14 protein-coding genes are annotated in these 24,700 nt (G+C 53.0%); 13 read left to right on the top strand and 1 reads right to left on the bottom strand.

Annotated elements, in window-relative coordinates; genetic code table 11:
• Positions 1-140: 140 nt before the first annotated feature.
• Positions 141-1,343: a helix-turn-helix domain-containing protein gene (locus tag ACTQZS_RS02950; protein WP_441474512.1), complete on the bottom strand. Its 1,203-nt coding sequence runs from the start codon at positions 1,341-1,343 to the stop codon at positions 141-143.
• Positions 1,344-1,499: 156 nt separating this feature from the next.
• Between ACTQZS_RS02950 and ACTQZS_RS02945 the strand changes: the two genes are divergently transcribed.
• The 13 genes from ACTQZS_RS02945 (at position 1,500) to ACTQZS_RS02885 (ending at position 24,698) form a co-directional block, all read left to right on the top strand.
• Positions 1,500-3,929 carry a hypothetical protein gene (locus ACTQZS_RS02945; protein ID WP_441474511.1) on the top strand — a complete coding sequence of 810 codons (2,430 nt, stop codon included), beginning with the start codon at positions 1,500-1,502 and terminating at the stop codon, positions 3,927-3,929.
• Positions 3,930-4,017: 88 nt separating this feature from the next.
• The gene (locus tag ACTQZS_RS02940) at positions 4,018-6,348 is read left to right on the top strand and encodes a GH36-type glycosyl hydrolase domain-containing protein (RefSeq protein WP_441474510.1); all 2,331 of its coding nucleotides are present in this window, start codon (positions 4,018-4,020) and stop codon (positions 6,346-6,348) included.
• Between the two features lie 240 nt (positions 6,349-6,588).
• Positions 6,589-8,019, top strand: coding sequence for an MFS transporter (locus ACTQZS_RS02935; RefSeq protein WP_441474509.1), 1,431 nt, complete (start codon positions 6,589-6,591; stop codon positions 8,017-8,019).
• Positions 8,020-8,131: 112 nt separating this feature from the next.
• Entirely contained in the window at positions 8,132-10,873 is a 2,742-nt protein-coding gene (locus tag ACTQZS_RS02930; protein WP_441474508.1) for a family 78 glycoside hydrolase catalytic domain, read from the top strand.
• Positions 10,874-10,913: 40 nt separating this feature from the next.
• Positions 10,914-13,439 carry a glycoside hydrolase family 3 N-terminal domain-containing protein gene (locus tag ACTQZS_RS02925; protein WP_441474507.1) on the top strand — a complete coding sequence of 842 codons (2,526 nt, stop codon included), beginning with the start codon at positions 10,914-10,916 and terminating at the stop codon, positions 13,437-13,439.
• A gap of 65 nt (positions 13,440-13,504) precedes the next feature.
• Positions 13,505-16,090 (top strand): glycoside hydrolase family 3 protein, encoded by a 2,586-nt coding sequence (locus tag ACTQZS_RS02920; protein ID WP_441474506.1) that lies wholly within the window; start codon positions 13,505-13,507, stop codon positions 16,088-16,090.
• 4 nt (positions 16,091-16,094) lie between these two features.
• On the top strand, positions 16,095-16,235 hold the full coding sequence (locus ACTQZS_RS02915; protein ID WP_441474505.1) for a hypothetical protein: 141 nt from the start codon (positions 16,095-16,097) through the stop codon (positions 16,233-16,235).
• A 279-nt stretch (positions 16,236-16,514) separates the two neighbouring features.
• Positions 16,515-17,243: a DUF5597 domain-containing protein gene (locus ACTQZS_RS02910; RefSeq protein ID WP_441474558.1), complete on the top strand. Its 729-nt coding sequence runs from the start codon at positions 16,515-16,517 to the stop codon at positions 17,241-17,243.
• A gap of 450 nt (positions 17,244-17,693) precedes the next feature.
• Positions 17,694-19,226, top strand: a complete 1,533-nt coding sequence (locus ACTQZS_RS02905) for a sodium/proline symporter (protein ID WP_441474504.1) — start codon at positions 17,694-17,696, stop codon at positions 19,224-19,226.
• A gap of 454 nt (positions 19,227-19,680) precedes the next feature.
• Positions 19,681-21,342 (top strand): 2-isopropylmalate synthase, encoded by a 1,662-nt coding sequence (locus ACTQZS_RS02900; protein ID WP_441474503.1) that lies wholly within the window; start codon positions 19,681-19,683, stop codon positions 21,340-21,342.
• A gap of 240 nt (positions 21,343-21,582) precedes the next feature.
• On the top strand, positions 21,583-23,073 hold the full coding sequence (gene thrC, locus ACTQZS_RS02895; RefSeq protein ID WP_441100231.1) for a threonine synthase: 1,491 nt from the start codon (positions 21,583-21,585) through the stop codon (positions 23,071-23,073).
• A gap of 30 nt (positions 23,074-23,103) precedes the next feature.
• The gene (gene cobT / locus ACTQZS_RS02890; protein ID WP_441474502.1) at positions 23,104-24,186 is read left to right on the top strand and encodes a nicotinate-nucleotide--dimethylbenzimidazole phosphoribosyltransferase; all 1,083 of its coding nucleotides are present in this window, start codon (positions 23,104-23,106) and stop codon (positions 24,184-24,186) included.
• Positions 24,183-24,698, top strand: a complete 516-nt coding sequence (locus ACTQZS_RS02885) for a bifunctional adenosylcobinamide kinase/adenosylcobinamide-phosphate guanylyltransferase (protein ID WP_441474501.1) — start codon at positions 24,183-24,185, stop codon at positions 24,696-24,698. Before cobT ends, ACTQZS_RS02885 begins: the two co-directional genes overlap by 4 nt.
• Positions 24,699-24,700: the final 2 nt, after the last annotated feature.

Below are 24,700 nucleotides of genomic sequence, written 5' to 3'. Positions count from 1 at the left end.
TATAAAGCCGTCGTCAAGCCGATAATCTTAAGGAAGCGCTGGAAAATGGGAAGATCCCGCAGGAGTAGCTCATGGAAAATGCCACCCGGATCTGCCGGATGGCACTGGAATTAAGCGGCGCACGGCCTGCGGGAGAACAGTCAGACTGATCCTGCTTTCGTCTGTTTCCGGTACTGCAGCGGCGTCACCCCGTATTGTTTCTTAAATACATTCTGAAAATAGGATTGGCTGGAGAAGCAGAGAAAGTTGCTGATCTCGGTCAGACTTTTTTCGCTGTAAGTCAGGAGGCTCTTGGCTTCCTCCAGCTTGCATCTCATGATATATGCTCCCATATTGATTCCAAGCTCATTTTTAAAATGCTTCATCATATAGGAACTGCTGCGGTTGACGCTGGCTGCGGCGTCTTCGACGGAAATGGATTCGTTGGTATGCTCCCGGATGTAGGTCATACACTTGTAGACGTCGGGGGAGATGCCGTCCGGGATGTGATGCTCGCCAGAACGCTGGCAGAAATCCATGAGCATAACGTACTGAAGCTGATTGATCCGTTCGATCTTGGTCATCTGTTCGCATTCCTGTATGTAGTAATCCATGAGCTGATAGGTCTTTTCCACGTCCACGCCGCCGGGAATAGCACCCATCATTCCGGCTTTTGTCACCACGGAGATAAATACATTCTTTGCATGGCGCAGGGGAGAAGCCGCCATTTTCCCCTCTTTTAAGGGCTGTCTTGTGGCGCTCAGGAATTTCTTCAGCTTTTCTGTATTTCCCTCTTTGACGAGCTGATATAATTCCAGTTCGAAATAATAGGAATTGTGCGTGTTTTCTTCTTCCTGATCCTTTGCCATACGGCCGGTCTGCTGCTCTTTCCGGCTTCTGATATCAAGGTCATTCTCTGAGAAGAACTTTCCCATATCGACTGTCTTGTGGTTGAGGCATTGGTGCAGAAGCGCAAGATACTGGGCAAACTGCGTCTGGCTGAGGCACGGCACTGCATATATCATTTCAACAAACTGTTCGCGCTGTTCCAGAGATATGGCAGCGCCTTTTACAGCCTGACGGATGATCTCATCCGTGACGGGAACGCTGAAAACGGGACCGAGGATCAGGTCATATCCGGTGCCCTCGATCATGATGCGGCCGTATTCGATATCCGGGTAATCCCCACAGAAGCAGGGATTGTTCTCCTCATTCATAGGAAACTGTTCCCGGTAATATACAGGAGTTGTACCGAGAATATCATTCAAAGAGGAGTATATGGCATGATCATTTTTGGTCAGAGCTACCGGGATATTTGTGGCTGAAAAAAAATTTCTGCACAGGGCAATGTAGTCCATTTCCATAATGCATCTCTTCCTTTTCTTTTTTCTTATCCATTATCTTACAATTTCAGAAAGAATATTGCAATATTTGAAACCTGTCTGATGTTAAGATGCAGTCAATGAAGTTACAGTGTGAACTGTAACTTAATAATAGCTGTCAGGCAGGAGGAAAATACGATGAAACAGCACATACGCATCCACAAAGCGGAGCCGAACCGGGGAATCCTCGATTATTCCCATCTTCTGGACGCCCCGGCGGGAAAGCACGGGTTCGTGGAGACGAGGAAAGGACATCTCTATTTTGAGGACGGCACAAGGGCGAGATTCTTAGGATTCAACGTGGCGGCACGTTCCAACACGCCGGACCACGAGACGGCGGATAAGATGGCAGAGCGCTTTGCCAGCATGGGCGTCAATATCATCCGCCTGCATGCGGCGGACGCCCCGGTGGGGGATGAGCCGGGAAGCTGGAGCAGCTGCAGGGAGGCTCCGCTTCTTGACTATGCATCGGGCACAAGTAGGAGATTCAACCCCGAGGGGCTTGACCGCTTCGACTACTTTGCCGCGAAGCTGAAAGAGAAGGGAATCTATCTGCATATCGACCTGATCGTGGCGCGGGAATTTCAGGAGGCGGACGGGCTGGACTATCTTGGCGGCGCGCCGTCCTGCATCAAGCGGTACTGCATGTACAACGAGCGTATGATCCAGCTGCAGAAAGAGTACGCAAAAGAGCTTCTCTGTCATGTGAACCCCTATACCGGCATGGCGCTGATCGACGACCCGGCGGTGGTGACGATCCAGATCAACAACGAGGACACGGCGATCAAGGGAAATATGGGCGGCGACGCGGGAGAGGAGATGAAACCCTACCGCGAAGAGGTGCAGAAGCGCTTCAATGAGTTCCTGTTGATGAAATATTACACGAGGGAGCGTCTCAAAGAGGCGTGGACTCATGACGGATGCTGCGCCCTGAGCGAGGAAGAGGATCCGGTGCAGGGAACTGTGCGGGGGATCGAGGGAAGCTTTTATCAGCCTGTGAACGACCCGCAGGGGCAGTGGGATGCGGCGGAAGGTCCGGCGAGATATGCAGACTTTATGGAATTCGGGATCTATATGAACCGGAAATTCTATCAGGATATGAAAGACTATATCCATTCACTGGGGGCGAAAGTACCGATTGTTACCAGCAACCTGATCGCCGGGGCGGCGGACGTATACGGACATACGGACGGGGATCTGATGGAGAACAACTGCTATTTCAACCATCCGCTCCTCCCTTTCCAGAACAATACCTATCTGGTGGCAGGTCCGACGGAGTATGTGTCCGCGAATCCGCTGACCATGCAGAAAGGAATCGGCTCTATGGCGACCACGCTTTTAAGCCTGGGCTCCGTAGCTGTGGTGAACGGGAAGCCGTTCATGCTCAGCGAATGGAACGAGTACGGTCTGCATCCCTTCCACTCCACAGCCTTTGTACAGACTATTGCATACGCCTGCTTAAACGACTGGGACGGCCTGATCCTGTACAACCACCATACTTCTGAGAAATGGGACGACCAGCCGGCGGACGAGATCCTGAATGTATTTGACGCATACAATGACCCGGCGGTGGTGTGCCAGTGGGGATTCATGGCTTCCGTATTCTTGAAAGGTCTGGTGTCCGTGGCAGAGCACTGTGTGGATGTGGTATATACGCAGAACGACCTGAAGTCGCTGCCCATGTTCCACTCCATGCCGATGACATTTTTCCCGTACATCACCTCTATGAGAAATGTGTTCCTGGACGGCGGGGACAGATATCAGGGAAACGCGGACGTGGCGGTAAATGCCGGATTCTTCAACGGAGCGGATCTCTCTGATGCAGAGCACGGCGTATATTATGCATGGACGGAATACAGGGACGCATTCCGCAGATATAAAGATGAAATCCGCCTGAAGAAAGCGGCGAAAGATACGAGGGAGATCTGCCCGGGCGTTCATCTGGGAGAGAAAGCGCTTGTGTTTGACAAGATCGCAGAGACGTCGGAGGGCGGAGATTACCGGAACCTGGCGAAGATCATGGACGGTGCCATGAAAGAGTGGGGCGTTCTCCCGGAAGGCGCAGGATATGTGAATGGGAAACTGATCTCGGATACAAAAGAGATCGTCTTTGATCCGGATCATGCACGGTTTGCTGTACATACGCCGTACTGCGGCTGCTTCAGCGGCGCGCCGGAACGGAAGATCCGGTTGTCAGACCGGATAACCGTGGAATCGGAAAATGAAAGGATCACCCTCGCGCTGATCGCAAAAGATGAGGTGCGGCTTGACGGGGCGAAAGAGTATATCCTGACGGCAATGGGAACTACCGGCATGGATGAGACTGTATATGGTCAGGGTCCGGAGATGATGGGGATCTCCTTCGCCGCAGTGGAATTCAAAGGAAAGCTCTACGCTGAGACGCTCGAGGGCTGCATCTGTGTAAAAGCAGAGGAAGCGAAGCTTGAGATCTTAAGTCCGGTAGGCGAAGTGATCGCAGAAATTCACGGGGAGAAGTGCGGGGATGAAGTCCGGTTCGCACTGGACGGCTCCGTACCGGGGATCCAGTATCGGATCGTTCTGGGATAAGCGCAGCAATCAAAAAACGGAAATTATAAAACCGGGATTATGAAAAGCACCGATCATAAAAACAGTAGACAGGGGAGTTACAGAAACGATGAGTGTTGAGACGAAACAGGCAGAGGACAGAAAACTGTATGAGTTCACGGAAGACGGGAACAGCTGCCGGATCTATGAGCCGGGGACGCCCCGGTACTGGTACAATTACCTGTGGAATGAGGACCGCTACTGCGCCCAGATTTCCCAGGTGGGACACGGACGCAGTTATTATCTCAGCGAGAAGGCAGAGATGTGCATGATCAACCGGGATGACGCCAGGTACGTCTATCTGCGGGACGATGAAAACAACGAGTGCTGGAACATCGGTGCCGGGCCGCTGAATACAGAGGTGGAGGATTACTGCTGTACCCACAGCATCGGGCATTCCCTGATCCGCTCAAAGAAGAACGGCGTCGAGGGGAGCTGGCGGATCTTTGTGCCTAAAAAAGGGCATCACGAGGTATGGACGCTGAAACTGAAAAATACGGCGGAAGAAAAAAAGCATCTCAGCGTATTTTCCGCAGTCAGCTTCTATCTGGAGGGATTTTCCTATCCAAGATATTATGAAATGTACCGCTGCATGCAGACAAGATTTGACCGGAAGTTAAACGGCGTCTACTGCGCTTCCGCCCATCCCTTTGCACCCCACGGACTGTACAACGGCTTTCTGGCTTCTTCGGAACTGGTGTACGCATGGGACGGGGATCTGACGAAATTCTGCGGGACGACCAGTACGCTGACGCTGCCGGACGCATCCGCCTGCGCGCTGTTCCAGAGACCGGATGTGGTCATGCAGGGGAGAGACTGTACAGATTCGGAGGCGTCCCTGTTTATCCTGGGCGGCGTGCTGCAGCATAAGATCACATTGAAGCCCGGAGAGGAAAAAGAGATCCGGGTCGTATTCGGGATCAGCGCCTCCTGCGAGGAAGCCTGCCGGACGATGGAACGGTATGCGGACAAGGAAAGCACAGAACAGGAGTGGAGGGAGGCGGAAGCATACAATTATGAGAAGATCCGCTCTCTCTCGGTGAAGACGCCGGATGAGAAGATCAACCACATCATGAACAACTGGGTGAAAAAGCAGGCGGATTTCTGTATCGTCGGGAAGAAAGGCGTGAGAGACAACCTGCAGATCGCGGTGGGACTTTTAAATTACCGTCAAGAGAAAGCGCAGGAAGAGATCCTGGAGTGCCTGCGGCATCAGTTCCGGGACGGACACGGTGTGCTCACATGGTATCCCTATGACGATACGCGCTACTCCGACCAGCCCTTCTGGATCATCTGGGCAGTGTGCGAGCTGATCAAGGAGACAGGCGACTGTTCGCTCCTTACGGAAAGCGTGGAGTGGCAGGACGGCGGCGGGGCGTCCGTGCTGGAACATGTAAAAGCGGCAGTGGACCGTCTGATCCTCGATAAAGGAAAACATGGTCTGGTGAAGATTTATTTTGCCGACTGGAACGACGCGCTCAATGTCACGGATGATCCAGAGGCGGAGTCTGTGATGCTGTCCCATCAGTTCTGCCTGGCGCTGCGGGAGCTGGCACGGCTGATGGAGTATGCAGGGGATCAGGGATATGCCCGTTCCCTGAGAGAAGAATATGGTAAATTGAAAGCAGATATCAACAAGTATGCATGGGACGGAAACTGGTATGCAAGGGCTTTGAGCGAGAAGGGAAATATAGGAAGCAAAGAGAGCCGGGGCAGCAGGATCTACCTGAACGCCCAGACATGGGCGGTGCTCGCCGGCGTGGCGGACGGAGAGAATCTGCCGAAAGTTCTGGAAGCGGTGGACGGTATGGAACAGGATTTCGGGTTCCCGCTGAACCTTCCGCCTTACCTGAAGTACGATCCTCATGTGGGGCGGATGTCCGGTATGCTGCCGGGGCTCTTTGAGAACGGCGGCGTGTATTGCCATGCCACAGGCTTCAAGATCCTGATGGACTGCTGCGCAGGCAGGGGAACGAAAGCGATAGAGACGTTAAAGAAGATCATGCCGGACAGTGAGAAGAACCCGTCCGCGCGGTCCGGAGCAGAGCCCTATGTGTTTACCAACTGCTATTCCACCAATCCGGGATATTACGGAAAATCCTACCAGTCCTGGACTACCGGGACGTCCGCATGGTGCCTGATGGGACTGTATGAAGGCATAATGGGCGTGAAGCGGGATTATGAGGGGCTTCGGATCTCGCCCTGTTTCCCGGCAGAGTGGGAAGAGGCGGAAGTGACGAGACATTTCCGGGGATCGGACTACCATATCGTGATCCGCAACCCGGAACGGATCGAAAACGGGAAGCCGGTGATCCTGGCGGACGGGAAACCATGCGACAGGGAGACACTCCCGGTCTATGGAGACGGCAGGATACATGAGATCGAAGTCCTGCTGAGATAAGGAAAAAAGAATACAGGCGTCCGCATTGAAAATATTTTAAAGAATGATGGAAATTACAATTCTGAGGATTATTTTGCAATAATTTTGAAACGTAAATAGATATAGTAATGACCAAAGAGAGCGGAACAGATCAAAAGTCCGCAGAGAATAATAAATTTTCCGAAGGCACGCCCTGAATTCAGGCAGCGATGGGGACAGGCATTGTGCGGCGGACGCATCGGAGACAGGAGGAGAGGAAAGATGACAAAAGACAAGAACGCACCCCGGTATGACAATCAGGGGGCAAGGCGCGTTATGCGCAAAAGAGATTATCTGTCAGATTTCAGCGGCCAGCTGGCGCTGGGACTGATGGCAAATATCGTGGGACAGTTAAACTACTTTTATACGGATAAAGTAGGGCTGGCGGTAGGAAGCGTCGGCATTATACTGGCAATTTCAAAAGTGATCGACGCATTTACGGACGTCATCGCGGGAAATATGATCGATCATTCAAAGGGCGGAGACCATAAGTATTTTAGATGGATCCTCCCACAGATCATACCGGCTGCGGCTATCGTTCTGCTGATGTTCACTGTTCCGATCCAGGCAGGGCAGATCCCGGGCGTGATCTACGCACTGGTGACAAACCTGATCTTGTCCGCCGGATTGTATACATTTATCGCAACTCCGTTTGCAGCGGTCATGACGGTCCGTACACGGAGCTTAAGCGAGAGGGGGAGCATCGGGCTGTTCCGTGCGATCGCTAACTACGGTGCGGGAATGCTCATCTCCATCCTGACGATCCCGGTGACAAATATGCTGGGCGGAACACAGTCCGCATGGATCAAATACGGCGTAGTGTTGGCAGTGCTCGTGCTTGTCCTGTTCGTGATATGCTGCTGCAACGGCATGAAGTCAAAGTTCGCATGTGATTATGAGGAAGAAAAGGCAGACGGACAGCCGGAGGAAGAGGAAGAGCCGGTGCCGTTTAAAGAAGCGATGACAATGCTTCTGAAAAACAAATACTGGGTGATCATCCTGCTGTTCAATCTGATCACGAGTATCACAACCGGGATCTCAGCATCCGGCGGTACATATTACTGTAAATGGATCTTTGGCAATGATAACCTTGTTGGATTGATTGGCGCAGTAGGATTGCTGGCAACGGTCGTCGGATTCGTGCTTTCCAAGCCGATCATTGCAGGGCTCGGGATCAAGAGAACGATTTCCATCGGGCTTCTCGGAGCAGCATTATTTGCAGGTATCCGCTGCTTTGTACCGACAAACTTTGCAGTCTATGTAGTCACAAGTCTTCTGGGAAGCTTCGTGCAGATTCCGATGATGAGCCTGTATGGCGTTCTGACTTCCATGACTATCGATTACAACGAGTGGAAATATGACAAGAAGCTGGTGGCAATGTCCGGCGGCGCCATCGGATTCGGAAGCAAAGTTGGAAACGGCCTGGGAGCGGCGATCCTGTCCGGGTTCCTTGCCATCGGCGCATATGACGCCACACTGGAAGTGGCTTCTACATCCATGACCTATTCCATCTACGGATTTTCAAACTATCTTCCGGTGGCGATCAATCTGATCATGTTTGTGATCTTCCGGAAGTTCGACCTGGAAGAGAAGCTGCCGAAGATGAGAGAAGAGATCGCAGCGCGCAGGGCTGCAAAGAGCGAGGCAAAATAAGAGATATATTTGAAACGGGCTGACCGCCCTATAGAGAAAGAGCAGACTAAGTAAGCCGGCGCTTCCGGAGAGACCGGAGCGCCGGCTTTTTCGGTAAAAGGAGGATGACAGAATGAAGATTTACGATTTCAGGATCGAATACAGAGAAGGGCCGAAAGGGCTTGCGGTGAGGATCCCCCGCTTTTCGTGGAAGATCGCATCGGGTGAGAAGAATGTGGTTCAGACTTCATGGCAGATCATTGTGGACTGCGGCGGAAGCTGCGTCTGGGACAGCGGGAAAGTGGAAAGCGATCAGTCCGTTCTCGTCCCCTACGGCGGACCGGAGCTTGAAGAAGAAAAGGAGTACCGGGTATTCCTGCAGATCACGGATAATCACGGCAGCAGCGCGCAGGCAGAGTCGGTCTTTACTACAGGCATCTTTGACATCGCACATTTCCGGGCAGAGATGATCACGCACGATTTTCCGAAAGAAGAGACGGCGTGTCCGGTCTTTTTCCACAGATTTGAGTTGGAAAAGCCAGTGAAGTCAGCGTATCTCTATGCGACAGCCTATGGAGTATATGAGGCGTATGTAAACGGGAAGAAAGCGGGAGACGCATACATGGCTCCCGGTTGGACAGATTACCACAAGATCCTCCAGTATCAGTTTTATGATGTGACAGAAGAACTGAGGAACAATACCGGGGAGAACCTGCTGGAGCTGACTGTGGGGAACGGCTGGTACAAGGGAATCTTAAGCTTCGACTGCAAACCGGATCGGTACGGCAACCGAACCGCTGTGTGGGCGGAGCTTCATGTCACCTATGAGGACGGCACAGGTGAGGTGATCGCGACGGATGAAACGTGGCAGGTGCGCACAGGCCCGATCCGGTACAGCGAGATATACAACGGCGAGACCATCGATACGAATGCGCCGGAGATCCGGGTAGGCAGCGTATCGGTTGTGTCGGAGTTTGACCCGGTAGTACTGACGCCCCAGGTCAACGAACCGGTGCGGGTAACGGAACGGCTGGAAGCGAAGCGGGTGTTCACGGATCCGGCGGGAAACGTCCTTGTAGATTTCGGGCAGAACCTGACCGGTCTGGTGGAGATCCGGATCAAAGGAGAAGCGGGGCAGAAGATCACGGTCCGTCATGCGGAAGTTCTCGATAAAGACGGCGTATTCTATCCGGATACCCTGCGCACGGCAAAGTCCGAGGATACGTATATTTTAAACGGGGAAGAGCAGGTGCTGATGCCTCACTTTACGTTCCACGGATTCCGCTATGCGGCTGTGACAGGCATCAAGGATCCGAAGCCGGAGATGTTTACCGCCTGCGCGATGCATTCGGATATGAGAAAGACTGGTGATTTCCACTGTTCCAATGAAAAAGTCAATCAGCTCCAGAGCAATATTACATGGAGCCTGAGAGATAACTTCTTCGACATTCCTTCCGACTGCCCCCAGAGAGACGAGCGGCTGGGATGGATGGGAGACGCCCAGGTGTTTTCCTGGACGGCGGCGTTCAACCGGGAGACGGCGCTGTTCTTTACCAAGTGGATGCGGGACGTATCAGCTGCCTCTTCCCTGGAACAGGGTGTCCCTCATATCGTGCCGGATATACAGGGGACTTACAGCTCCGCTGCATGGAGCGATGCGGCAGTCATCATCCCGTGGGTGGTCTATCAGACTTACGGCGATGTGCGGATATTAGAGGAAAACTGGAAGTGCATGCACGAGTGGGTGGATTACATCCATAACCATGTCAATGAGAACGGACTGTGGATGAGCGGTTACCAGTACGGCGACTGGCTGGCGCTTGACCGGGAGATGGGCGATAAGAGCGTGGGGGCCACGGATGTCTATCTGGTGGCGAACGCCTACTATATCTATGTGACCGATCTGGTAGCTAAGACCGCCCGGACGCTGAAAAAACTGGGAGAAGCGGCCTACTATGAAGTACTCAGAGATGAGACGCTGAAGTCATTCCGGGAGGAGTATTATACATCGAGGGGGCGCATCGTCAGCGAGACACAGACCGGGTGCGTTCTGTCCCTGCACTTCGGGCTTGCAAAGGAAAAAGACAGGGAGACGATCACGAAAGCACTGGTCACGAATATCGAGAACCACAAGAACCATCTGACGACAGGATTCGTGGGAACGCCTTATCTGTGCCACGCCCTTTCGGACAACGGCGCCCATGATACGGCATCCGTCCTGTTTATGAAAGAAGACCTGCCTTCATGGCTCTACGCGGTCAGGAAAGGAGCAACCACGCTCTGGGAGAGATGGGACGCGATTCTGCCTGACGGGACCATGCAGGATCCGGGATTAAACTCCATGAACCACTATGCCAACGGAGCCATCGGGGACTGGATGTACCGGAAGATCGGCGGCATTAACCAGATCGAAGCGGGATATCACAGATTCTATATCAGACCCAAGTTCGTACAAGGAATCGAGGAGGCGCACACAGGACTGGAATCCCCTTACGGGAAAATCGTCTCCTACTGGAGCTGCCGGAAAGGAAAGATCCGTGTGGAAGTGCAGATACCGGCAAACACCACGGCAGTCCTGTATCTGCCGGAAAAGGAAGAGGCGCTGGAACTCGGTTCGGGAACTTACAGCTATGAATATGAGACAGCGACTTGCCTGAGAAAACTTAAGTTTACAATGGACAGCAAGCTGGGAGAGATCCTGGCAGAGCCCCTTGGCATGGAAATGATGGAACAGATGGTGCCGGATCTTGTGCACAATCCAATGATCGAATATGCGAAACGGATGACACTCTCAGAAGGCATCAGCTCCGAGCCGGAGATCCGTTCGGTCTACGAGGCGGTCCTAAAAGCGCTGAACGGGCAGCCGGAAGATTGATAAGCCGGAAAAATGAGAATGAGCAGAAGGTAGAAGAAAGATGAGCAGAGAGAGAGAATACAGAGTCACAGGATACAGAAACACGACAAAAAGCCCGGCGGAGCGGGCAAGGGAGCTTTTGGCGGAGCTTACGCTGGAGGAAAAGATGGCGCAGCTTACTTGCATCTTCCCCTTTGGAGACAGTTTTGACGATAAGGAACAGCAGGCGGAAGAGATGCCTTACGGGACCGGTCAGGTGAGCACGTTGGAGATGCGGAGGATCCGCACACTGGACGAAGCGGCGGCGTGGCAGCGGAAGATGCAGGAGACGGTTATGGCGCAGAGCCCTCACCACATCCCGGCGATTTTTCATATGGAAGGACTGTGCGGCGGATTCATCCAGGAGAGCACCAGCTTCCCGTCAGGGATCGCCCGGGGTTCCGGATGGGATCCCAAGCTGGAGGAGAAAATCGCGCGGACCGTGGCAGAGCAGGAGGCTGCCTGCGGGATCACTCATATCCTTGCCCCGGTGCTTGACATTTCCCGGGATTCCAGAATGGGCAGACAGGGGGAGACTTACGGGGAAGACCCGGCTCTTGCCTCTGCCCTTGGAGCGGCATATACAAGGGGTGTGCAAACCACACAGGCGGGCGGCAGGAAGCCGGAGAGCGTGGCGAAGCATTTCCTCGGATTCCACAATTCCCAGGGCGGGATCCACGGAAGCCAGAGCGATACGCCGCCCCGGCTTCTGGAGGAAATCTACGGGAAGCCGTTCCAGGCTGCAATCACGGAATCCGGGTTAAAAGGCATCATGCCCTGCTACAATTCCATCGACGGAGAGCCTGCATCCGTCTCCCACCGTCTTCTGACAGAACTTCTGCGGGAGAGGATGGGGTTCGACGGACTGGCTGTCAGCGATTACGGCGGGATCAGCAATGCCCATGAAGTGCAGCGTATCGGGGAGACTCTGGGAGAGACCGGACTGCTGGCCATGGAGGCGGGGATGGACATGGAGATGCCGAAAGCCGCCGGTTATGGAGAAGAACTAAAGGAAATGTTCCGCAGCGGACAGGCGGATATGGAACTTCTGGACCGAACGGTGCTGCGGGTGCTGGAAGCCAAATTCCGTATGGGGCTCTTTGAGCATCCTTTTGCAGCGGATGGGGAAGAACTGCACAGAATCTTCGATAAGTCAGAGGGGGAGGAACTGTCGCTGCAGTCCGCAAGAGAGTCCATGATCCTTCTGAAAAATAACGGAGTGCTTCCCCTGTCAGGGAAGATACGGAAGCTGGCTGTCATCGGCCCCCATGCGGGCTGCGCACGGAAGTTCTTCGGGGGATACACCCATCTGTGCATGATGGAGTCGGTCTATGCCGTGAAAAGCTCCATCGCAGGAGTGGAGGACAGCCCGGAGTCAGGACGGCTGGATACAGAACCGGTGAAAGGCGATGCACAGCCAGGTCAGTCCGGGATATCCGGCAGTGCGGTGCTGCCTGACGGGGAGAAGGTGGAGTATGTGCCGGGGACGCAGATCCAGTCTGATGAGACGAAGCTCTTCGATGATATCCTGTGTCTGCAGAAACCGGGATGCAGAAGTCTGTTGGAAGAACTGAAACTGCGGATGCCGGACACGGAAATACTGTATGCTTATGGTTACCCGGTGGCGGGAACGGACGAAAGCGGATTCAAGGAAGCACTGAAAGCAGTGGAGGAAGCCGACGTAGTGATCCTGACACTGGGAGGAAAGCACGGCACCTGTTCCATGGCGACCATGGGAGAAGGCGTGGACGCTGCAAATATCAATCTGCCGGAATGCCAGGATGCGTTTATCCGGGCAGCGGCGGCATATGGAAAGCTTCTGATCGGCGTCCACTTTGACGGCAGGCCGATCTCCAGCGATATGGCGGACCGGTATCTGGATGCGATCGTGGAGGCGTGGAGCCCGGCGGAGTCCGGGGCGCAGGCAGTGGCAGACGTCCTGCTTGGTGTATACAATCCTGGCGGAAAACTGCCCGTATCCGTGGCATATAACGCGGGACAGATCCCGGTCTTTTATAACCATCCCAACGGATCGGCATGGCATCAGCAGGAAAGCATCGGGTTCGTCAACTACGTGGATCTGCCCCATACGCCGAGATACTGCTTCGGGCACGGGCTGTCCTACACCAGATTTTCTTATGGGGATCTGGAGATTAATAAAGCAGAAGTGGAGCCGGACGGGGAAGTCACGATCCGATGTACGGTAGAAAACGCCGGAGACCGGGCAGGCGACGAGGTGGTGCAGCTCTATCTGCGGGACCGCTTCGCCAGCATGACAAGACCGGTGAAAGAACTTGCAGGATTCTGCCGGATCCACATAGAGCCGAAAGAGAAGATCCGGGTGACATTTACGGTAAAAGCAGATCAGACGGCGTTCCTTGACAGAGAAATGCGCTGGAAAGTGGAGCGCGGAGATATTGATGTGGAGATCGGAAGCTCTTCCGAAGATATCCGTTTAACAGGAGAATTCCGAATCACGCAGGACCGGCAGATCAATGGGGCGGAGCGGACATTTTACGCTGGAGTCGAGACGGAAGCGACAAGGTAGAAGAAGACAGGAGAAACACTGGAGAAGGTCCGCCGGTCTGATGCCGGCGGCCAGAAGGAGCAGACATGGACAGAAAGTTGATTGCGAGAAAGATTGCGGAGGAATCTATCGTTCTGCTGAAAAATGACGGTCGTCTTCTGCCCTTTGAAGAGGGGAAGATGGTTGCCTTTTTCGGAAGAACGCAGATCGGAACGCTGTATTCAGGGAACGGGTCCGGCGGCGCAAATGTGGCGGGCTGCGGCACGATCCTGGAAGAGTGCGAGAAGTGCGGACTTACCACGGAGCCTCTGCTGAAAGGTTTTTATCAATATAAATCAGAGACAGAACCGGTGACGAAACAGGACGAGTTTGACTGGACAAAGGTTAGCGAGATGGTGAACAGCGGAATCATGTACGAGATCTTCGGGAAATACCGCCAGCCCCTTGAAGAGTATGAAGTGCCGGGAACGCTGATCTATCAGGCGGCGGAGAAAACAGATACCGCGGTGCTTGTCATCGGCAGGAATTCCGGCGGAGAAGAGTGCGACCGGCATGTCACGGAAGACTATTACCTGACAGAAACAGAAGAAAAGCTGGTGAAAGAGGTGTGCACCCATTTTGCAAACATAGCGGTCATCCTCAACGTAAACGGCCTGATCGATCTGTCGTGGATCGGGAAATATCCGGAGATCAAAAGCCTGATCTTTTTAGGAATCCCCGGAGAAGAAGGAGCAGCAGCACTGGCGGAGATCCTGACCGGACAGGTGAACCCTTCGGGGAAAATGGCAGTGACCGTGGCGGAGCATTATGACGATTACCCGTCGGCAAAATATTTCTCATGGGACAAAGAACATCTGGATCAGATCGCGGACTACGAAACATACGGGCTTTCGGCGGAAGAAAACGGGAGCAGGGGATTTGCGAAAAGCCCGGTGACTTTGTACTGGGAGGATATCTATGCAGGCTATCGGTATTTTGACACCTTTGGGAAACCTGTCCTTTACCCATTTGGCTTCGGCCTTACCTATACCTCTTTTGAGATCAGCACTTCCGGGATGAAGAAGACCGCTGACGGAATAGAGGTCACTGCAAGAGTAAGGAATACCGGGGACAGGGCGGGAAAGGAAGTCGTCCAGCTCTATCTGTCCATATGTGGTCAGGAGAATGAAGACGGGCAGGTGTATACGATAGAGCGCCCGTATCAGGAGCTGAAAGGATTTGAAAAGACGTCCCTGCTGGCTCCGGGCAGAACAGAGACTCTGCGGATTCTCATCCCGTGGCGGGAGCTGGCTGTCTATGATGAGAAGCGGGCAGCGTGGGTAATCAATGAGGGCGCATATCTCCTGCGGATGGGGAACTCATCTGCAGATACTTTTCCGGCAGGTAAAATCTGTGCGGATAAAACAATCCTCGTGGAACAGTGTGCGAACCGTCTGGGAATCGCGGAATGCAACAGAGGGAAAGTGGAGTTTTTGACACGGAAAGGACAGAGGGCAGGAAAGAGCACAGAACAGAATGCAGGGCAGAGGGCAGAGTCGAACGAAGCGCGGGAAGCGGCGGATATTCACAGGATGAGCGGAAAGTCTGTGCTTCATATCGCGGCGGAAGATGTCTGTGGAGGATCAGAAGGTCTCTCCCCAAAATCGGAAGGAGTCCATGTGATAAGAGAGAATCCGGCTGACAGGGAAATGCCGCTGTCGGAGACAGAGCGCAGAGAGAAACTTTCAGATCTCTCCGTTGAAGAACTCTCCGCTCTCTGTGTGGGCTACGGCCCGGGAACTCCTTTTGCCGCGGTGGGCGATCGGAGCGATCCGTCCACGATCTTTGACGAGGCGGGGAATCCGCTGACGACCAACAGCCACCCCACCGGCTATCCGGGATACGTTTCCCCGGCCATTGAGCGGAAAGGGATTGAGTCCGCTTTCTATAAAGACGGACCGGCCGGGATCGGCGGGATCGCATGGCCCACGGAGATGCTGATCGCCTGCTCTTTCGACCGCAGGATTTGGCGGATGTTCGGGAAAGCTGTTGGTGAAGAGTGCAAAGAGCAGCAGGTGAATGTATGGCTTGCTCCGGCGGTAAATCTCCACCGGGATCCTCTGTGCGGCAGGAACTTTGAGTATTTTTCCGAGGATCCCCTTCTGACGGGAATCTGCGCTTGCGAAGTGGCGCAGGGTGTGCAGGAGCAGCCGGGCGTCATTGTGTGCCCGAAGCATTTTGCAGCCAATGAGCAGGAGACCTTCCGAAGAGGAAACGCCGGGAGAAAGGTGGACGCCGTGGATTCCATCTTGACGGAGCGTGCAGCGCGGGAACTGTATCTGAAGCCCTTTGAAATGCTGGTACGGCAGGCGAAGATCGCCTGCATCATGACCTCTTTTAACAAGATCAACGGAACTTTTACAGGTGGAAGCAGGGATCTTTGCACCTATATCCTCAGGAAAGAATGGGGATTTGAAGGGGCTGTGGTGACAGACTGGGGCGATATGGACGTCGTGGTGGACGGTGCGGATGCCGTGGCTGCAGGGAATGATATTGTTATGCCGGGCGGACCTCCGGTGATCCGCCAGATTCTAAAAGGATATGAGGAAGGAAGAGTGAGCCGGGAAGAAATGGAGACGGCGGCAGGACATTTACTTCGAATGCTCCGAAGAATTCAGAGAATGCAGAAATGAAAGTATGGGACAACAAATATACAATACCGTTAAAAATTCAGGGATCATGAATATCGTGGCGGGAGCCTTTGCAATCGCTGTCGGCATATCGGCTCTGGTGAGCGGTATCCGGCTCCTGGCTGCCCGGACAAAGATCCTGTTTTAGGGAGTCTATTGGATGAACGAATTCCGTTTTATGGGACATTACTTTTAACAGCAAGGCTTATAGGAATGTTATTTAGCACCTCCTGATAATGCAGACTGGACAGCAGTATTCGGGGAAGATGCGGGAGAGATTTTCTCCGCATGGTATTTTGCAACTGCTCTGGAGCGGATTGCATCAGCCGGAAGGAAAGAGTATCCTCTGCCCTGCTATGCCAATGTATGGTTGAAGCAGTTCCCGTGGTATGCAGGCTCTTACCCGTCGGGAGGACCTGTGGAAGATATGCTCTGGGTGTGGAAAGCAGCGGCGCCGTCACTGTTTACGATCGGTCCGGATATCTATGTATCCTATGTGCCGATAATCATGGAGAAGTATACCCGCCCGGACAATCCCCTTGTGATCCCGGAGGTGCGAAAAGACGCTGTCACGGCATCCTACGCTCTCTATGCTTACCTGAACTGCCATGCCCTGTGCTATGCTCCGTTCGGGATTGAAGACCTGTGGCAGGAAGAGCTCGACGTGATCCCGAAGGAAGTGACGGAAGCGCTGAATATAGACCCGCTTTCGTTTGATATAACAGGAACGAAAGAGACGCTGGGGGAAGTATATCGGCTCCTTGATGAGATCAGACCTCTGTATCTTAAGTACAGGGGAACAACCCATCTGAAGTGTTTCCTGAAAAAGTCGGAAGGAGAGCAGGGATGTTACCTGAGATTTAAATCTTACGATATGGAGATCAGGTATCTGCCGCAGCAGAATGGAATGCCGGCAGCAGCAGGGGCTGTGTTTGAGCTGGATGAAAACAATTTCCTGCTCGTGGGGATGATGTGCAATGTCTGCATCCATACTAAACCCGGGGATCATCAAAGGGCGGATTTCCTGAGAAAAGAAGCAGGAACATTCAAAAATGGGAAATGGGTATGCAGGCAGAGGCAGAACGGCGATGAGAAGATAGTGACTATGCTGTACGATGTCCCGGAATGTGTGGAAATAGAATTGTTTAAATATTAGTCTGTATAACGAAAGATACAGTTTGTTAAAAAATAAGGCATAGACATTCAGATTTTTCTCCGGTCTGCTTTCTGTGAAAGTTTCTGGCTGGAAGCTCCTTATGATAGGACAGCTCACAATATTTGCAACTATAATAATATTGCTGGTATCAAAAAAACTATCGGTGCTGTGATGAGACTCTTCTTAACCGGACTCGGAAACGGACCGGTCTTTCCCAATATGACCCATCTAACCCCAATCCAGTATAAATAGGGAACCTCGAAAATCGAAATTGGAGAAAAGCTGCTTGCGCATATTGTGTTTACCACTGGAATGTGGTAAACTCTCAGCAATGCATTTGAAAATATCATGCTATGTATCTGAATTTGTAATAATAACATTGCCGGAAGATTTGGAACAGGCGGGTTTTCGTGCATGTATCAGGATCTTACACAGAAATGAGGGAGAGAAATGACAAGTTCACAGGTTGGAATTCTGATCGTCATGATCGTGTACCTGCTCGGTATGCTGGCGATTGGATTCGTGGTGGCAAAACAGAATGAGAATATCAGTGATTTTTACCTCGGAGGCAGAAAGCTCGGGCCGATTGTGACCGCAATGAGTGCGGAAGCCTCGGATATGAGCTCCTATCTTCTGATGGGACTTCCGGGACTGGCTTATCTGTCCGGTATGGCTGATGTAGGGTGGACCTGTATCGGTCTTGCTGCGGGAACCTATATCAACTGGCTGCTCGTCGCGAAAAGGATTCGGCGCTACACTGCCAGGACGGGTTCGATCACGATTCCGGATTTCTTTTCAGACCGCTACAAGGATAAGCACAGGGCGCTGATGATGATCGCGGCATGCATCATTATCATTTTCTTTATTCCGTACACCGGCTCCGGTTTTGCTGCGTGCGGAAAGCTTTTTTCCAGCCTGTTTTCGGTAGATTATCACATCGCGATGGTGATCAGCGCAGCGGTTATCATTTCCTATACGCTGACCGGCGGTTTCCTTGCTGCCAGCCTGACCGATCTGATTCAGAGCATTGTCATGACGGTTGCTCTGATCATCATCCTGATCTTCGGCATCAGCCAGGCGGGAGGAATGGACGCGGTTATCGCAAACGCGAAGTCTCTTCCGGGCTATTTCAGCATGGTGCAGAGCTATGACGCGGCTGCAGGAAAGGCTTCCCCCTATGGCGTCGTGACCATCATCTCGACGCTTGCGTGGGGTCTCGGATACTTCGGAATGCCTCACATTCTGCTGCGCTTCATGGCGATTGAGGATGACAGCAAGCTGAAGATTTCCAGAAGAGTTGCCTCCGTATGGGTTGTGATCTCCATGGGAATCGCTGTTCTGATCGGTATTGTCGGCCTCGGCATGACAAAGGCGGGCGTCGTTCCATTCCTGGAGGGATCCGCGTCTGAGACGATTATCGTGAAGATATCCGCGCTTATGAGTGAGCACGGCGTGATCGCGGCTGTATTCGCGGGCATTGTTCTTTCCGGAATTCTTGCCGCAACCATGTCCACCTCTGATTCTCAGCTTCTCGCGGCTTCCTCGTCCGTATCCGAGAATATCATCCATGAGTTTTTCCATCTGGATCTGGATGAGAAAAAACTGATGATGATCGCCCGTTTCAGTCTCGCGATCATCGCCGTGATTGGAGTGGGAATCGCCTGGAATCCGAACAGCTCTGTCTTTGGCATTGTGTCCTTCGCATGGGCAGGCTTCGGCGCGACCTTCGGCCCTATCGTTCTGCTTGCCCTGTTCTGGAGACGGTCGAACAAGTACGGAGCCTTTTGCGGAATGATCAGCGGCGGCATCATGGTATTCGTCTGGAAATATGCGGTTCGTCCGATCGGCGGAGCATGGAATATCTACGAGCTTCTCCCGGCATTCATCGTTGCGATTCTCGTGAATGTAATCGTCAGTCTTCTGACTCCGGCTCCGGAGAAGGAGATCACCGATGTGTTTGATGAGATGAAAAAAATTGGCTGATTTTTTGCATTTTCGTTCTGCTTTCCGCGGTTGACTTTTCCCGGGCAAGATGTTATGGTAGGAAACAGTTAAATACGTTGACGAGGAATAGTACATCAGTGATTGGAATCCAGAGAGCTGCCGGTTGGTGTGAGGCAGCAGAAGATCCTTTTGGAACTGCCCTCCGAGTGGCTGCCCGAAATCAGTTATTCTGAGATTAGACGCAGACGGAAGCCCACCGTTACAGGGGTGAGGATATGCATGTATCCGGATGAGAGCACGGGAAACCGTGAAGAAGAGTGGTACCGCGCAGGGTTCCTGTTAGTTTTCAGGTGATTAACAGCCTTACGTCTCTTGCAGATGACAGGAGACGTGAGGCTTTTTCTTTTCTCCTGTTTTACCCGGATATCCGGAGATGTTGTGAAGCTTTTTGGAAAACCTTGAAGAATCTTGAAGCATAAGGAGGAACGCAGCTATGATGAATTACAGAAAATATCAGAAACAGTATTATATGCCGCCGGTTGAGTGCAATGACTGGGTGAAGAAGGATGCCATCGACAAGGCACCGCTCTGGTGTTCCGTCGATCTGCGTGACGGCAACCAGGCTCTTGTGATCCCGATGGATCTGGATACGAAGATTGAGTTCTTCAAGATGCTCTGCGAGGTTGGATTCAAGGAGATTGAGGTCGGATTCCCGGCCGCATCCGAGACGGAGTTCGTTTTTCTCCGCCGTCTGATTGAGGAGAATCTGATTCCTGACGATGTGACCGTGCAGGTTCTGACACAGGCAAGGGAGCATATTATCAAGAGAACCTTCGAGGCTCTGAAGGGCTGCAAAAACGCGATTGTTCACGTTTACAACTCTACTTCTTTTGCACAGAGACAGCAGGTGTTCAAGAAGGATAAGGAGCACATCAAGCAGATCGCTGTCGATGGCGCAAGGCTTCTGAAGGAGCTGACCGAGGAGGCGGGAGAGAAGTACCGCTTCGAGTACAGCCCGGAGAGCTTCACCGGAACCGAGCCGGAATATGCTCTTGAGGTCTGCAACGCAGTTCTGGACGTGTGGAAACCGACTGCTGACAGGAAGGCGATCATTAATCTTCCGAGTACGGTTGAGCTTTCCATGCCGCACGTCTACGCGCAGCAGGTGGAATACATGAGCAAGAACCTGAAATACCGCGAGAATGTAATGCTGTCTCTTCATCCGCACAATGACCGTGGAAGCGGAGTGGCAGACGCGGAGCTCGGAGTTCTCGCCGGAGCGGACCGCGTGGAAGGCACGCTTTTCGGAAACGGAGAGAGAACCGGAAACGTGGATATCATCACTCTTGCGATGAACCTCTACATGCAGGGAACCGATCCGAAGATGCACTTCGACAACATGCCGGAGATCTGCCGGAAGTATGAGGAATTCACCGGAATGGAAGTGAATCCGAGAAGTCCGTACTGCGGAAAGCTGGTCTTCGCCGCGTTCTCCGGATCACATCAGGACGCGATTGCAAAGGGTATGCACTGGAGAGAGGAAAAGGATCCGGATCACTGGACCGTTCCATATCTTCCGATCGATCCGACCGATATCGGAAGAAGCTACGACAAGGATGTCATCCGTATCAACAGCCAGTCCGGAAAGGGCGGCGTCGGATATGTGCTTGAGACGAACTATGACCTCATTCTCCCGAAGAAGATGCGTGAGGCCATGGGATATGCGGCCAAGGATCTCTCCGATCATCTGCACAAGGAGCTGCAGCCCGATGAGATCTTCAGCCTCTTCAAGGAAAAATTTGAAAATATTCAGGAGCCGCTTTCTGTTCACGGCGTTCATTTCAGACAGTTGGATGACGGACAGATCGAGGCAAGCGTCAATGCGAAGAACGGAAGCGGAGATTACCGTGTTACCGTGGCTGAAGGCAACGGACGTCTTGACGCGGTCAGCAATGCGCTGAAGAAGGCATACGGCTTCGAGTATCAGCTCTCTACATATCAGGAGCATGCGCTTTCCAAGAGTTCGAGCTCGAACGCGATCGCTTATGTCGGAATTACAAAGCCGGACGGCACACAGGCATGGGGCGCCGCGGTAGATCCGGATATTATCCGGGCATCCATTGACGCACTGATTACCGCAATCAACAACCGTTGAGAACCGGGGAAAACCGCCGGAGACGAATACATCTGTCATATTGCACGGGAAAACCGCCGATCGGACTGCATCCGCAGTTTCCGGCCGGCGGTTTTTCTCTACTTCACACTCAAGTTTGCTTATGCTATAATACAAATATTAGCGTTTTCGGACAGGTTTCGCTTGTCCGGTTCCGCGCTTGTTTTCTTTAGGCCTAGTTTATCGAGACGGCGGAAGCCATCTGACAGGAGGAATAAACAAATGCAGATTCTTTACAAGAGCACCAGGGGCGGTGAAAAGGATATTCCGGCATCCAGGGCGGTTCTGAACGGACTTGCCTGCGACGGAGGCCTTTATGTTCCGGACAGTTTTCCAAAACTGAGGGTTTCTCTGGAGGATCTCTCGAAGATGAATTACAGAGATCTGGCTTACGAGGTGATGTCTCTCTTTCTGACGGATTACACGGAGGAGGAGCTTCGCCGCTGCATTGACAGCGCGTATGATTCGAAGTTCGATGTTCCGGAGATCGCTCCGCTTCACAAGGCGGACGGTGCTTATTTCCTGGAGCTTTTCCATGGCAAGACAATTGCTTTCAAGGACATGGCTCTCTCGATTCTTCCGTATCTGATGACTACTGCCGCAAGAAAGAACAATATCACGAACAAAATCTGCATCCTGACGGCTACCTCCGGTGATACCGGAAAGGCGGCCATGGCGGGATTCCAGGATGTTCCCGGCACGGAGATCATTGTGTTCTATCCGGAGGGCGGCGTGAGTCCGGTTCAGGAGCGGCAGATGCGGACCCAGAAGGGTGAGAATACGCATGTCGTTGCCATCAAGGGGAATTTTGACGATGCCCAGACCGGCGTGAAGAAGATCTTCGGCGACCGGGAGATGAATGAGGAGATGGCTTCTCACGGCATTCAGTTCAGTTCCGCGAATTCGATCAATATCGGACGTCTGGTTCCGCAGGCGGCATACTATGTATACGCCTACGCCACCCTTGTCCGCGACGGAGTGATCAAGGCCGGAGATCCGATCAATGTCGTTGTTCCGACCGGAAACTTCGGAAATATTCTCGCGGCGTACTACGCGAAGCAGATCGGGCTGCCGGTCGGCAAACTGATCTGTGCGTCTAATGAGAACAAGGTTCTCTTTGATTTCTTCTCTACCGGAATCTATGACCGGAACCGTCCGTTCATTCTGACTTCTTCTCCATCGATGGATATTCTGGTATCCAGCAACCTGGAGAGGCTGATCTATCTGATCGCAGACCGGGATGCCGCAAAGACGGCCTCTCTGATGAAGGCGCTCTCTGATGGCGGCAGGTACGAGATCACACCGGAGATGAGGGCTAAGCTGTCGGATTTTGTGGGCGGATACGCTGCGGAGGACGAGGTCTTTGCCACGATTCACAAGATCTACACAAAGGATCATTATGTCATTGATCCCCACACCGCGGTTGCCGCGACCGTCTATGACCGCTATGAGAAGAAGACGGGTGATACGACACCGACGGTTATCGCCTCCACGGCGAGCCCGTACAAGTTCGCGAGAAATGTTCTGCACGCGATTGACGCGGCGAAGTATGATCCGATGACGGATCTGGAGCAGTTTGACGCTCTGCACGAAGTATCGGGCGTGAAGATTCCGGCAGCGATCGAGGAGATCAAGACGGCGCCGATCCGTCACAGCACCGTTGCGGAAATCGGTGAGATGAAGGACGTTATCCGGAAGATGCTCGGCATCTGATAATAAATTTTGACTGCAGAGGCATGAGGAATGAGTGAAGAGAGAAAACTGAATCTGTATGACGGCCTCTTCGAGGAGACGGTGAGCCGGATACAGGCGCCGGATAAGGGCGCCATGGAGGAAACGCAGAATCGCTGGAATGCGATTGCACATCCTCTGCACAGTCTGGGTAAGCTGGAGGATATGATTATACAGATCGCCGGCATACAGCGGACCTCGCGTGTGAAGCTTGACAAAAAGGGCCTGATCACAATGTGCGCCGATAACGGCGTCGTGGAGGAGGGCGTGACACAGACCGGACAGGAAGTGACGGCGCAGGTTGCGGAGAACTTCCTTTCGGAAAAGGCGACGGCGGGAATTCTGTGCCGTAAGGCGGGAGCTGATATTTTTCCGATCGACATCGGTATCGCGAGGGACACGATTGTCCGGAACTGCAAGATTTCCTACGGAACGAAGAATATGACAAAGGGACCGGCGATGACGCGCGCAGAAGCGGTGAAGGCCCTGGAGACGGGTATCGCCCTCGTCCGCGAGAAGAAGGCGGACGGCTACCGTATTCTCGCAACCGGTGAGATGGGGATCGGCAACACCACGACGAGCAGCGCTCTTGCCTCCTTCTTTCTGAAGCAGCCTGTGGAGAAGATGACCGGCAGGGGAGCTGGGCTCACGTCGGAAGGATTACAGCGCAAGATCCACGCGATCCGCAGGGCGATCGAAGTGAATCAGCCAGATCCATCGGACCCGGTGGATGTCCTCGCAAAGATCGGCGGTCTGGATATCGCGGGAATGGCAGGCGTTTTTCTCGGCGGGGCGGCGGAAGGAATACCCGTGGTGATCGACGGTTTTATCTCCGGTGTCGCCGCGCTTGTTGCTTCTGAGATCTGTCCGCTCTCAAAGGATTACATGATCGCTTCACATATGTCTCATGAGCCGGCGGCGGATCTGATGATGAGGACACTCGGAAAGGATCCTGTGCTGCACGCGGATATGTGTCTGGGAGAGGGAACCGGAGCGGTTGTTCTGTTCCCGGTGCTGGACATGGCTCTTGAGGTGTATGACCGGATGTCAACCTTCGCGGAGGATGATATTGAAGCATATAAGGAGTTGAAATGATCCATTTAATTACCGGCGGTGCCGGGAGCGGAAAATCCGCCTATGCGGAGCAGAAGATTCTGGAGCTTGGCGAGGGCAGAAGAATCTATGTCGCGACGATGTTTCCGGGCGTTGACCCGGAGAATTCGCAGCGCATACAGAAGCACCGTGACCGCAGAGCACCGATGAATTTTGAGACGATTGAATGTCCGACGAATCTGTCCGCTGCCGTAATTCCGGAGAATTCGAATATTCTGCTGGAGGATGTTGGAAACCTTGTGGCGAATGAGATGTTTCTGCCGGATGCATCGGGAATCCACGCGGTCAATTCCGTGCTGGACGGTTTCAATTATCTGATGGATATTGCCGCAAATCTGATCATCGTTACGAATGAGATCAATTCGGACGGAGTAGACTATGACAATGCCACCCGCGTTTTTCAGCAGTTCATGGGTCTGGTGAATCAGGAGCTCGGAGAGCTGGCCGACAAGGTCACCGAGGTGGTTTACGGAATTCCCCTCACGGTGAAATAAAG

The organism is Bilifractor sp. LCP19S3_H10, assembly GCF_052119185.1.
Taxonomy (GTDB): Bacteria; Bacillota; Clostridia; order Lachnospirales; family Lachnospiraceae; genus Bilifractor.
Note: the sequence above shows the minus strand (reverse complement) of the source record. Positions and strands in the feature narration are given on the sequence as shown.